Genomic DNA, 12,047 nt, shown 5'->3' with positions numbered 1-12,047 from the left:
TAAAGGCAAATTAAAAACTGCTCTTTAAAATGAATTAATCGTTATTAAATAAAATTGTTCCGTCAGCTGACGGATTTGGGCGGACAAGTTATTTGCCACGCCGTTAGCCATTTAATATGAGTAAAGAAAATAAATATATTAAAGAAACTGGTTTAGGATATTATTTACAAATAAAATATCATGGTTATAAAAGATATTCTAAGATATTTCATACTATTGACTACGGCTCTAAGGAAAATGCGAAAAAAGCAGCGATTAATGATCGAGAAAACTTTTTAAATAAAAATAATCTTGATCAGAAAAGAAAACATGATGATACACTTCCAATCGGTGTTAATAAAACTTGTGATACAAGAAAAGACGAGAATGGAAATATTATAAGTGAAACTTGGTATTATCAAGCTTACTGGACTGTTAATAAAAAGCAAAAGTCAAAACGATTTCCTATTCATATTTTTGGCGATGAAAAAGCAAGAACACTTGCAATTCAAGCTAGACTAGATGGACAAAATGTTATAAAGACTACTTCAACAGTTAGCACATTATTTTTACCTCCCAATCCAAGCGATGTTAAAATATGGCGATATATGGATTTTACTAAATTTGTTTCAATATTAGAAAATGGTGGATTATTTTTCCCAAGTGTTGAATTAATGGATGATTATTTTGAAGGTACTTTTTCAAGTTGGAATAGTAAATTAAGATCTTTCATCTATAGTCGAAGTAAAAATAAACAGTCTATACAAGATTTAATTGATAGAATAAAAGAAATAAAAAAATATATTCTATTAAGTTGTTGGTATAAGGGAAATCAAGAATCTGCTGCAATGTGGAAATTATATGCTCAAACTAATGAAGCAATTTGTATTCAAACAACATATAAATCGTTAAGAAAATGTTTGAAATCAAATTTTCAAATTGGAGAAGTAAAGTATATTGATTACAATAAGCATTGGATACCTGAAGATAATATTTACAATCCCTTCTTTTATAAACGAGACTCATTCAAGCATGAAAACGAATTACGAGCAATAATTGATTTATCTGATAAAAAAAATAAAAAATTTTTAAATGAAAAAGAATTTGCAGAATTAAAAGGAATCTGGGTAAAAATAAATCTAAACTATTTTATACGAAAAATTTATGTTGCTCCTCAATCACCGCTTTGGTTTTATAATTTAGTTAAAAAAATATCAAAAAATTACGGTATTGAGAGAGAGGTTGAAAAGTCTAGTATTGATATTAAACCAATGTTTTAAAAATGGCTAACAAGCAAATCAACCCGACCGCTTCGCTCAATTCTGGTTTGGTTTGTAAACAGAAAGTTTGAAAGCAAATTTTAGTTTTTTGTAAAAGTGAATTACAATTTAGAAAAGTAAGTCGCAGTTTTTGCTGAATAAAATTAAAAACTGCTTGTTAAAATAAACCATTCGTTATTTAGTAAAATTGTAGTTTTGGGCGGACGGGTTATTTGCCACGCCGTTATACCACTTAAAAAATAGAGGAAATATGAAAAAGTTAATTATTCTGATTTTATTATTTTTTGGATTTATAACAATCAATGCTCAAGATAGTTGCAATGTTGAAAAAAATAATTTAAGACATGGAATTCAATTTCAAATTAGATCACTTTCTCTCACTAATTTTAATTCTTATACACTTGCTTATCGATATTTGCTATCAGAGAAATCTGGATTGCGTTTAGGAATACTAACAATAATTAGAGATCAAGATATTGATGCTGATCAAAATCTTCAAAATAATATTTATAATTCAGCGGAAACAACCAAAGATTATGATATGAAATTATCAATTCAATATCTACAAAGTATATTAAACTTTGAAAAATTTTCTCTAATCATTGGAGGAGGAACATTTATTGGTTATACCAAAGATGAGTATTCTTATGAATATCCAGAAATTGGTTTAACCAGAATTAGGAAAAGTAGTGAGAAGGGATTGAATTATGGTATAGAATTACTCATGGGAGTTGAATATAAACTATATAAAAATGTTTTTCTATCTGGAGAATATGGGTTAGCATTGACATTAGGTAATTTAGATATTAAGACAATAGAAAATACTATTTTCGATGATCCAAGTTCGAATTATATTAATGAAAAAACTGGTCAAAAAAACATAAAGTATTTATCTGGAGTTGGAGTAAATTTAGGATTATCAATATTTTTTTAAAAGTGGTATAACAAGCAAATCAACCCGACCGCTTCGCTAATTAGGGTTTGGTTTGTAAACAGAAAGTTTAGAAGTTAATTTTAGTTTTTTGTTAAAGTGAAGTGCAATTTAGAAAAGTGAGTCGCAGTTTTTGTAAATGAAAAATAAAAACTGCTTTGTAAAATAAACCAATCGTTATTTAATAAAATTGTTCCGTCAGCTGACGGATTTGGGCGGACGGGTAATTTGCAACGCCGTTATACTGTTAAAAATCACAAAAGAATTAATTACTAAATATTAAGATGAGTAATTAAATAAGGAATTAAGATGAAAATAAAAATATTTGGAGTTCTCTTAATAATAATTCTAATATCTTGTAATGAAAATTCTACTGAGTCAAAAAACAATGATCCAATATTATTATCATTACAAGTTTTTCCCAAAATTGTTAATTCTGAAGATTCTGTTATTGTAATTTGTGAAGCGGTTGAACCGGATGAAGATAGTATATTTTATGATTGGTTTACAGATTCAAGATTAAAAATAAAAGATAATGGAAATGAATCTATCTTGTATCACACAAGAGAAAATACAAGAGTCTTCTATCCAACAAAAGGAAAAGATGAACCAACAGATTCAGCATGGATTAGCTGTTCGGTTCGGGATGGAAAAGGCGGTCAAAGTGTGAGCAAACGTGTAACAATTCTTGTTGTAAATTGAAAAAACAGTATAACCAACAAATCAACCCGACCGCTTCGCTCGTTTGGGTTTTGTTTGTAAACATAAAGTTTGGAAAGTTCATTTAAGTTATTTGCTAAAGTGAAGTCAATTTAGAAAAGTGAGTCGCAGTTTTTTGTAAAACCAAATTAAAAACTGCTCTTTAAAATTAATCAATCGTTATTTTATAAAATTGAGTTTTGGGCGGACGGGTTATTTGCCACGCCGTTATGTGTTTTAAAAGAGAATCTTATGAAAACAAAATTATTGCAAGAATTTAGCTTTTATGATTATAATGAAATTCATATTGAATATGGTATACATTCAAATACTTATAAAAAGAATGAACTTTCTAAAATATTAAAATTAAAACCCCTTAGATATTTTAATAAAGGTGAAATTTATTTTGGAAAAGAATTAGATGAAGAATCTAAAAAAGTAAAAAAAGTAAAAAAGATTCGTCAGTTTACACTTTGGGTTTATTCCACTGAAAATAAAATTAAAGTTCAACGCTTCGAAAATCATGCTTTTTATTTACTAAAAAGAATTAGGAAAGTTAAAGATGAAATTAAGCAATTATTACAAGATTCAGAGAATACTCAAATATCTATTTTCGTTTATCTTAAAATAAATGAAAAATATTTTGGTTTAGGTGCTGAATCTGAATTACTAAAAGAGTTATTGGAATATTCAAATTATTTTGAATTCAGAAATATTAAATAAAACACATAACAAACAAATCAACCCGACCGCTTCGCTCAATTCCGGTTTGGTTTGTAAATCAAAAGTTTGAAAGTAAATTTTAGTTTTTTGTTAAAGTGAAGTACAATTTAGAAAAGTGTGTCGCAGTTTTTGTTAAAAGCAAAATAAAAACTGCTCTTTAAAATTTACCAATTGTTATTTAATAAAATTGTTCCGTCAGCTGACGGATTTGGGCGGACGGGTTATTTGCCACGCCGTTATACAACCAAAAAAAATAAGAATATGAAAATTTCTAAAATAATTTATTTATTCGGTTTTGTAATAATTCTATCAAAAGGTTGTTTTTTAGTATCAGAAAATAATGAACCTAAAGTTGAACTAAAATTGTTTAAAAATATTTTCAATGTTGGAGAAAGTTTTGAAGGAGAATTTATTGTTTTAAATAATTCAGATGAAGTTATGAGTTTTACATTTAATGATTCAAAACAATATGGATTAATAATTAGTAATGACTATCAACTTAAATATGAAATAGATAATTCATATATACAAGTTGTAAGTAAAATTAAAATAAAAAGTAATGACACTTTAGTATTCAAGTTTAAAAAAAAGCTTCAAACAAACGAACAAAAAGAATTGCCAATTGGGAAATATAAATTAACTGGTTATTACGATATAGAAACGAAACCAAATTCGTCAGTAAATTTTGAAATACAATAGGTTGTATAACAAACAAATCAACCCGACCGCTTCGCTCAATTCTGGTTTGGTTTGTAAACAGAAAGTTTCGAAGTTCATTTAAGTATTTTGTAAAAGTGAAGTACAATTCAAAAAGTTTAGTCGCAAAGTTTGCTAAAGAAAGTTAAACTTTGCTCTGGTAAATTTACCATTCGTTATTAAATAAAATTTTAGTTATTGGCGGACGGGTTATTTGCCACGCCGTTAGCTGTATTGAAGGTAAATTTTATAAATAAGGATATTTTATATGAATAAGAATTTTTTATTTATTTTGTTTGTAATAATTAGTCAATGTTTATATGCACAATTAGAAAATAAAGACGCGGCTAATGAGATTTCATTCTTGCAATCAAGAATCAAATTTGATAACTCCTCACTTAAAAAAATTGTTCTTGATCCAGAAACAGTCTTAAACAACTCAGAATCATTTTGGGAGAACGATTCAGCATATAAACTTTACAAGCTTTGGCATCAACAAGCATCCTTTCCTATAAATATGGATCAATGGAAAAATAGTTTAAAATCATTTTTAGAAGTTCCATTGAATGAAAGACAAAATAATGCCCAACTCATGCTATCATCACAAGTTTTAGAAAATGAAAATCATTTCGAAGAGCGAGCAATTCCTTTTTTATATTCCTTCCTTCCAGAAAATTGTCCTTCAATTAATGCAACAATTTATTTTACAACTGCAATTATTCCAAATGGATTTCAAATAAGAAATGACCTTGTTATTTATGGAGAGAATGCTGATAAAGAAAATCTAATAATTCATGAACTATTTCACAGATGTCAAAGAGCGTGTAAAATACTTAGTAAATCAGATTCCCTGAACAATGAATTAGACCAAATTTATTTATTACTTTGGGCAGAAGGAACAGCAACATATATTGGATACAAAGCTTTAGAAAAATTTCCAAATGTCGATCCTTTATTACAAAAAGATTATCAACTACTGGAAAATGAAAAAAGTGTTAAAAATCTTTTTGCTAAACTGAACAACTTTTATAGAGACATCCCAAATCTTTTAAAAACACCGATGGAGATGCAGAAAAATCTAATTCAAATTGGTGTAATGGAGAGAGCATTTTATATGGTTGGATGTAAAATGGCAAGCCAGATTGATAATAAATTAGGGAGAAATGCATTTAAGGAATTGTTTTTACATGGGCCCAAACATTTTATTCAAACTTATAATTCCCTTGTTGGCGAGGAAGAAAAAATATTTGATTTATATTCTGTGAACAAATAAAAATACAGCTAACCAGCGGTTCAAGCTGCCTGCGCTTTCGCATTCGGCGTTTTACAAATTTTGATGTTAAGTGCTCCGTTTTAAGTTTGTTGTTAAAATTGTTCAAACTAAATTAATTAACTTGCAAACCGTGCTTTACGTAAACGGAAATTTAAGCACGGTTTGCTTAATCTTTTGCAGTTGTGGTTTCATTCTGCATTCTTGTTTTGGGCAGCAGCTTAACCGCAACGCCGTTATCCACAGCCTCTGCCGTTATCGTTACGCATTGGCTAAGCAAAGCAATGAAATATTTTTATTTATAAACATTATTGGAACATTTTTATGAATGAATATTATGAACATATAATTGCCAAAGAAATAACCGCTATTGCATTTGAATCATTATTAAAAGAATTCTCGTTTTCTGAAATTAAGGATCAGAATAATTCTGCACTTATAAGTGAACGAGTTGATTTTATTTATAATCTTTATTTTCAAATTCTGTCTCGAGTGGAGAAACGATATAATCCACACTGATTTTTATTTTGCCCAACATGGCATCTTCAATTTTTACTGAAGATATTTTTATATTTTGGTTTTCCGGTTTAATCGGGGACAATATTTCTTCCAATTGTTTTAAAGATTGATTGATTTTCATTGCTTTGCTCCTATGGTTTTTTAATAATGCTTAGGCATAAAGCTGACCGTGTCTGAGCCTGTGGATAACGGCGCACGCTGCTATAAAATTTAAATGCTTTTTGCCTAAATTGATTTGTTGAAAGTTTTTTAATATCCACTATTTTGTTTCCACTTAAATAATATATTTTGTAAAATTTATATGATGCTAAATAATTAACGTCTCTACGCATTCAAATTTTTGATACTTTGGCTAATCGTACAGCAGTTTAGAATCTATCTGACGGCGTCGCCTGTCAGATAACCAACTGCTCAAGCAGAATTAAGCAGCCAATCTGCTTAGCAGCGTGCGCCGTTATACCGTTCAAAAAAATCAAACATAATATTGACAAATTAATCACACTTTTGTAAATTGTATACCTATAAGGCACACATTTCGGATATTTATGAAATACTTTGATTGGGACGAAGATAAAAATAATATCTTAAAAGAGAAAAGAAATATTTCGTTTGAAGAAATTGTTTTTGCTATCTCAAATGAAAAAATATTAGATATTTTTGAACATCCTAATAAAGAGAAATATCCAAATCAAAAAATCTTTATTGTTGAAATTAATAATTATGCCTATATCGTTCCATTTGTTGAAGATGATGAAAAATATTTTCTAAAAACAATTTATCCAAGCAGAGAGGCAACAAAAATTTACTTAAGTAATGAGGAATAAAATGAAATATTTAGATAAAGAAGAAAAAGAATTGGTTGAATCTTTTGAAAAAGGTGAATGGAAATCAATTAAAAAGAAAGATCAAAAAGCTTATGTTGAATCAGCCAAAGCAAGTTTAGCAAAAAATAAACGTATTAATATTCGTTTAACAACTAAAGATTATAACGATATTCAGATTAAAGCCATTGAAGAAGGTATTCCATATCAAACATTAATCTCAAGTTTAATTCATAAATACAATAAAGGTGAATTAAAATCTACTTAAGAAAAAAACGGTATAACACGCAAATCAACCCGACCGCTTCGCTCGTTTGGGTTTTGTGCAAAATAAAAGTTAGAAAGTAAATTTTAGTTTTTTGTAACAGTGAAGTACAATTTATAAAAGTAAGTCGCAGTTTTTGCTAAAGGCAAATTAAAAACTGCTCTTTAAAATGAATTAATCGTTATTAAATAAAATTGTTCCGTCAGCTGACGGATTTGGGCGGACAAGTTATTTGCCACGCCGTTATACAACCAAAAGGAAATTATGTTAAAATTTTTAATTAAAATATTTTTATTTGTCATTCTACTGTCTCATTTTTGTTTCTCTCAAAATTTATTGGATAGTAATTTAGTAGTAGTGGAAAACCTTAAATTTAATCAAATATCTATACTTCAACTTCTCTCAAATCCAGAAAAATATCACAATCAGATAGTTACAGTTTCTGGATTTCTCCATAATAAATTAGAAGATTCTGCTTTATATTTTTCAAAGGATCATGCTGACTTTGGAATAATCGAAAATTCTATTTGGTTAGAGTATTCAGACTCCTTAACCGTCCACTATTCTAATCAAGGAGATTTAACTTTAGATTCTCAAAGTGATATTAAACGATTGGATTGTAGATATGTAGAATTAAGAGGTAGATTTAATAAAAATGAACTCGGTCATTTTGATGTTTTTCCTGGAACCATTGAGAACATAACCGAAATATCGGAATTATTAAAATGGTATGATGGGGACACTGAGCTATTTGGTTATGATAAAGCTACTGGGAAAATAGTACCAATGAATAGAGAGGGAAATTAATAAATAACTATAAAGTGGTTGTATAACCAGCAAATCTACCCGACCGCCGTTCCGGCTTGGGTTTTGTGCAAATAAAAAGTTGGGTAGTTATTTTTAGTCATTTGTTAAAGAGTAGTGCAATTCAGCAAATTAAAAAACAATGTTTTGGAAAAATCAAAATAAACATTGTTTTAGTAAAATTGTTGTTATAGGCGGGCGGGTAATTTGCGCCGCCGTTAGGTGTTTTGGATGAAATTTTATATATCAATTTTTATTTTGATACTAAATCAAAATATTTTTTCACAAAATCATTTTATAATGGCACAGAAAATTAAATATTCTGAATCAAAAACTTTACTAAATAAATTAGAGAAAAACCAATTGGAATATGATTTCTTTGGCTTAAGTAAAAATCCAACCGACTGTATTTATTTTATTTATGAATTCAATTCCTTTTTTATTGATTTTGAAGTTATGATAGAAGAACAAAAAGAAATTGGGGAAAAATTTAAGAAAGCTTGTAAAGATATTGGGTATGAAGTTTCTAAAATAACTTATGGTAATAAACCGTTTTATACCTCTGAATTGAATGCACCGGTTTACAGAATAAATGCTGGTCAATCAAAAGATAAAGTTTATGATATTGGATTGAAAATAATTAATCTTGTATTTGGTTATAACTCAGAAACAGTTTTTGAGGTCGTTCCCTAAAAACACCTAACAAACAAATCAACACGACCGCCGTTTTCATTCGGCAGAATTTTGTAAATAGAAATATTGGAAGTTTAACTAAAGTTTTATGTTAAAGTTTGTGCAATTCAGCACAGTTAAAAACAATGTTTGTGAAAAAAGTTAAACATTGTTTTGTAAAAATATAAATTCGTTATTTGGTAAAATTTAAATTTAGGGCGGCGTGTTATTTGCGCCGCCGTTAGGCGCACATAATGATTTTAATAGTTTCGCTCTGTTTCGTGCATTATATTAAGTTTTTGTTAAGTGCCACTACGTTTAATCAAAAAAACTTGCGTTATATATCTAAAAGCATGTGGATGATATTTTACTAATATGTGGTTTATATATTCACTTATACACGTTTTTTTAATGGCAGTTGTAAATGTCTCGGATGAACACTTAGCAACAAATAATAAACTTCCTCCAAAAGCAGATATTCACACTAAGATTGGTAGCGTGTTAATAGCATCTACATTTATGTGTTTTGGTGGGGCAATTATATTAGGAATTATAACAAAAGACACGACACTTAATTTATTACCCTTTGGATTGGCAAGTATTTCTGCCGTCACAATGGTTGCTTACTGGATCTCATATTTTTATTTATTACAATTATATTCAGTTCATCAAGTAGTTCCATTAAATCAAATAAGCTCAATCTGGTTATTGGTAATGGAATTGATTTTTGGTGGCTCAATTACAATTCTTGGCTTGCTGGGTATAGTTTTGCTTATGTACGGTGCCTATATTCTTGATTCTGGAACTTTCAAATGGAAAATACCTACCAAACTTTTATTAATAGCAATTCCTACAACATCAACCTGGGCAATAACTTTATTTGTCGTCAGAAAAGCATCTGAATTTGGGTCAACAACTGCAATTTATTTCTGGCAACTTATTTCAACTGGCTTAATTGGAATAGTTTTATTTCTTCTTGCACAAAAGTATAGAGATGGGTTTGTTTACAGAATCAAGCACCAAGGTAAAAGGTTTTTAGGCTTAAGTCTCTTAAATGAGACATTTTCTGAAGCATCATATTTGTTTAGTGTGCTTGCTGTTGCCATTGCTCCAGTCGCTGCTTATGTAACTGCAATGAGTGGAGTACAAGGATTATTTGTAATTCTCTTAATGTTTTTATTTCCCCAAGGTGCAAGAACTAAGGTTACTAAAATGCAGTGGATTGCAACAATATTAATAACTTTTGGTGTATTTTTAATAGAAAGCAGATAAAATCAGAAAACAATATCCATAATGCGCCTAACCAGTTTTCCAAGCCGACCGCTTTAAACGTTGCGGCAATTGTGCGGTTATAAAGTTGCGTTGTAAAAGTATGTTGCTCTTTGAGTGTTGTTTAGTAAACAAAGTAATTAATAAATCATTGGCATTGGTTTTCGAAGCTGCATTGCTGTGTTGGGCGGCGGCTTAAAAACCACGCCGTTATACACGGTTTAAAATCTATTTTAAATTGTCTTAAAAGTTTTGTAAAGTTTTAAGTTTTCTAACTTTTATAAAATCAAATTATGGTTTTTTCAAAAATTATAAATTGTAAATCATTTCTAAAAATTAGTTTTCGTTCTATTAATTATTTTTGTTTAACATTTTTCAAAGTTTTCGTTTTTCTAAAATTATAAATAGCTGTTCAAGTTTTTCTATTCAAAAAATGTATTAAAAATTAGAGCTATTTAATATTTTCAAATAAATTATTATTTCGTAAAAGATTAAAAAAAATCTATTAAATTAAATTTTCTAAGAAAGTTAAAACAAAAAATTTCAATAAAAGTGTATAACACGCAAATCAACCCGACCGCTTCGCTCGTTTGGGTTTTGTGCAAAATAAAAGTTAGAAAGTAATTTTAAGTTTTTTGTTAAAGTGAAGTGCAATTCAGAAAGTTTAAAAACAATGTTTTTGAAAAAAGTTAAACATTGTTTTGTAAAATTACAAATTCGTTATTTAGTAAAATTGTTGTTTTTGGCGGCAAGTTATTTGCGCCGCCGTTATGTAGCTAAAAAGAAATATAGTGGAATTAAAATATGAAAAAATATTTAGAACTTGTAATAATTTTATTTGTTTTATTCTTTGGTTGTGAAAATACGAATGAAAATAATTGTGATGAAAATTTATTCAAAGCAAATGATCTTAATTTAGATTTTAGTAATAATGGTACAAGTTTTACTGAATTAACTGGAACTTGGAATTTAAAGAATACAATTTTCTATAATGAAATGGGAAAAATAGAACATTTAGAAAATTATTACGAAATCCCAGATACAAACAAAAATATAAAAATTAATAATCTTAATATTTTTAAAACAATATTTTATGCTGAACCATATTATGCATTTTGTTTGTATTCAATAGATTCAAATTCAACTGAAAATGTTATTACTTTACATCCAAGTGGGGGTTCTCCAACCACAATAATTGAATATAATTATGCAGAAAATGAACTAACTTTTTCATATTCAACAAAAATAAAATCAAAAGAATGTGGAAAATATTATACTGGAAAAATAGTTGAACAATATCAAAAATAATAATGCTACATAACAAGCAAATCAACCCGACCGCTTCGTTAATTTGGGTTTGGTTTGTAAACAGAAAGTTTAGTTTTCAATTTTAGTTTTTTGTTAAAGTGTAGAACAATTCAGAAAAGTAAGTCGCAGTTTTTGTAAATGAAAAATAAAAACTGCTCTTGGTAATTTTACCAATCGTTATTTAATAAAATTGTTCCGTCAGCTGACGGATTTGGGCGGATGGGTTATTTGCACCGCCGTTATACATTATGAAGAAAATAAATTATTTCATTCTTCTAATAATTTTAATTGTAAATTATTCTTTATTTGCACAAAATGATATTGTCAAAAGTTTTGATTTTTGGGATGCAAAGAGAGATACTTTGTTTATTCAAAGTAATGATATAATTCCAGACTGGCAAATAAATAAAACAAATTTTCTTTGTGATTTTCAAGATAGTTCAATTTATTCTTATCAGTTTGACTTAAATAATAATAATTTACAAGAACATTTTTATACAAATGAATTTTTGTGTGGAAGTGGTGGTTGTCCTTGGTTAATAATTGGAGAAAATGGTGAGTATTTTGGTGAAATATTTGGCAAAATTATCAAAGTATTGAAAAGTCAGAGTTTAGGTTTTTATGCAATTGAAACATATGAACGAAATGGTGCAGAAAGTTCATTTGTGACAACTTATAAATTTGATGGAAAAGTTTATAAAAAAATAAGTTGTAAAGAATTAAAGGGATTAGAAATTGAGAATTACTTTAAATAAAATAATGTATAACAAACAAATCAACCCGACCGCTTCGCAAATTTGGCGGGAATTTG

The 12,047-nt window shown here is 28.3% G+C and carries 14 protein-coding genes; 13 read left to right on the top strand and 1 reads right to left on the bottom strand.

The window, feature by feature from the left end:
• Positions 1-116: 116 nt before the first annotated feature.
• From IPH62_00800 to IPH62_00775, 6 genes are all read left to right on the top strand, one after another.
• Positions 117-1,259 carry an AP2 domain-containing protein gene (locus IPH62_00800; protein ID MBK7103810.1) on the top strand — a complete coding sequence of 381 codons (1,143 nt, stop codon included), beginning with the start codon at positions 117-119 and terminating at the stop codon, positions 1,257-1,259.
• A 250-nt stretch (positions 1,260-1,509) separates the two neighbouring features.
• Positions 1,510-2,193 (top strand): hypothetical protein, encoded by a 684-nt coding sequence (locus IPH62_00795; GenBank protein MBK7103809.1) that lies wholly within the window; start codon positions 1,510-1,512, stop codon positions 2,191-2,193.
• A gap of 306 nt (positions 2,194-2,499) precedes the next feature.
• On the top strand, positions 2,500-2,892 hold the full coding sequence (locus tag IPH62_00790) for a hypothetical protein (protein MBK7103808.1): 393 nt from the start codon (positions 2,500-2,502) through the stop codon (positions 2,890-2,892).
• A gap of 249 nt (positions 2,893-3,141) precedes the next feature.
• Positions 3,142-3,612 carry a DUF4279 domain-containing protein gene (locus tag IPH62_00785; GenBank protein MBK7103807.1) on the top strand — a complete coding sequence of 157 codons (471 nt, stop codon included), beginning with the start codon at positions 3,142-3,144 and terminating at the stop codon, positions 3,610-3,612.
• A 261-nt stretch (positions 3,613-3,873) separates the two neighbouring features.
• The gene (locus tag IPH62_00780; protein ID MBK7103806.1) at positions 3,874-4,311 is read left to right on the top strand and encodes a hypothetical protein; all 438 of its coding nucleotides are present in this window, start codon (positions 3,874-3,876) and stop codon (positions 4,309-4,311) included.
• 265 nt (positions 4,312-4,576) lie between these two features.
• Positions 4,577-5,581, top strand: coding sequence for a hypothetical protein (locus IPH62_00775; GenBank protein ID MBK7103805.1), 1,005 nt, complete (start codon positions 4,577-4,579; stop codon positions 5,579-5,581).
• 454 nt (positions 5,582-6,035) lie between these two features.
• Here IPH62_00775 and IPH62_00770 read toward each other — a convergent pair whose 3' ends face one another.
• Positions 6,036-6,218, bottom strand: coding sequence for a hypothetical protein (locus tag IPH62_00770; GenBank protein MBK7103804.1), 183 nt, complete (start codon positions 6,216-6,218; stop codon positions 6,036-6,038).
• Between the two features lie 424 nt (positions 6,219-6,642).
• On the opposite strand from IPH62_00770, the gene IPH62_00765 reads away from it, so the two are divergent.
• The 7 genes from IPH62_00765 to IPH62_00735 all read left to right on the top strand — a co-directional run bounded on the left by IPH62_00765 (position 6,643) and on the right by IPH62_00735 (position 11,991).
• A complete protein-coding gene (locus IPH62_00765) occupies positions 6,643-6,921 on the top strand; it encodes a DUF4258 domain-containing protein (GenBank protein ID MBK7103803.1) in 279 nt (92 codons plus the stop codon).
• A gap of 1 nt (position 6,922) precedes the next feature.
• On the top strand, positions 6,923-7,186 hold the full coding sequence (locus tag IPH62_00760; protein MBK7103802.1) for an antitoxin: 264 nt from the start codon (positions 6,923-6,925) through the stop codon (positions 7,184-7,186).
• Between the two features lie 261 nt (positions 7,187-7,447).
• The gene (locus IPH62_00755; protein MBK7103801.1) at positions 7,448-7,990 is read left to right on the top strand and encodes a hypothetical protein; all 543 of its coding nucleotides are present in this window, start codon (positions 7,448-7,450) and stop codon (positions 7,988-7,990) included.
• Between the two features lie 297 nt (positions 7,991-8,287).
• Complete coding sequence (locus IPH62_00750) at positions 8,288-8,680, top strand: hypothetical protein (protein MBK7103800.1); 393 nt, start codon at positions 8,288-8,290, stop codon at positions 8,678-8,680.
• A 390-nt stretch (positions 8,681-9,070) separates the two neighbouring features.
• Positions 9,071-9,931: a hypothetical protein gene (locus tag IPH62_00745; protein ID MBK7103799.1), complete on the top strand. Its 861-nt coding sequence runs from the start codon at positions 9,071-9,073 to the stop codon at positions 9,929-9,931.
• A gap of 801 nt (positions 9,932-10,732) precedes the next feature.
• Complete coding sequence (locus IPH62_00740; GenBank protein ID MBK7103798.1) at positions 10,733-11,236, top strand: hypothetical protein; 504 nt, start codon at positions 10,733-10,735, stop codon at positions 11,234-11,236.
• A gap of 248 nt (positions 11,237-11,484) precedes the next feature.
• The gene (locus IPH62_00735; GenBank protein MBK7103797.1) at positions 11,485-11,991 is read left to right on the top strand and encodes a hypothetical protein; all 507 of its coding nucleotides are present in this window, start codon (positions 11,485-11,487) and stop codon (positions 11,989-11,991) included.
• Positions 11,992-12,047: the final 56 nt, after the last annotated feature.

It is taken from the genome of Ignavibacteriota bacterium, from assembly GCA_016708125.1.
In the GTDB taxonomy this organism is placed as follows: domain Bacteria; phylum Bacteroidota; class Ignavibacteria; order Ignavibacteriales; family Melioribacteraceae.
Note: the sequence above shows the minus strand (reverse complement) of the source record. Positions and strands in the feature narration are given on the sequence as shown.

Coding starts and splice junctions, on each gene's coding strand:
- IPH62_00800 (MBK7103810.1), top strand. CDS start 117: ATGAGTAAAGAAAATAAATATATTAAAGAAACTGGTTTAGGATATTAT.
- IPH62_00795 (MBK7103809.1), top strand. CDS start 1,510: ATGAAAAAGTTAATTATTCTGATTTTATTATTTTTTGGATTTATAACA.
- IPH62_00790 (MBK7103808.1), top strand. CDS start 2,500: ATGAAAATAAAAATATTTGGAGTTCTCTTAATAATAATTCTAATATCT.
- IPH62_00785 (MBK7103807.1), top strand. CDS start 3,142: ATGAAAACAAAATTATTGCAAGAATTTAGCTTTTATGATTATAATGAA.
- IPH62_00780 (MBK7103806.1), top strand. CDS start 3,874: ATGAAAATTTCTAAAATAATTTATTTATTCGGTTTTGTAATAATTCTA.
- IPH62_00775 (MBK7103805.1), top strand. CDS start 4,577: ATGAATAAGAATTTTTTATTTATTTTGTTTGTAATAATTAGTCAATGT.
- IPH62_00770 (MBK7103804.1), bottom strand. CDS start 6,218: ATGAAAATCAATCAATCTTTAAAACAATTGGAAGAAATATTGTCCCCG.
- IPH62_00765 (MBK7103803.1), top strand. CDS start 6,643: ATGAAATACTTTGATTGGGACGAAGATAAAAATAATATCTTAAAAGAG.
- IPH62_00760 (MBK7103802.1), top strand. CDS start 6,923: ATGAAATATTTAGATAAAGAAGAAAAAGAATTGGTTGAATCTTTTGAA.
- IPH62_00755 (MBK7103801.1), top strand. CDS start 7,448: ATGTTAAAATTTTTAATTAAAATATTTTTATTTGTCATTCTACTGTCT.
- IPH62_00750 (MBK7103800.1), top strand. CDS start 8,288: ATGGCACAGAAAATTAAATATTCTGAATCAAAAACTTTACTAAATAAA.
- IPH62_00745 (MBK7103799.1), top strand. CDS start 9,071: ATGGCAGTTGTAAATGTCTCGGATGAACACTTAGCAACAAATAATAAA.
- IPH62_00740 (MBK7103798.1), top strand. CDS start 10,733: ATGAAAAAATATTTAGAACTTGTAATAATTTTATTTGTTTTATTCTTT.
- IPH62_00735 (MBK7103797.1), top strand. CDS start 11,485: ATGAAGAAAATAAATTATTTCATTCTTCTAATAATTTTAATTGTAAAT.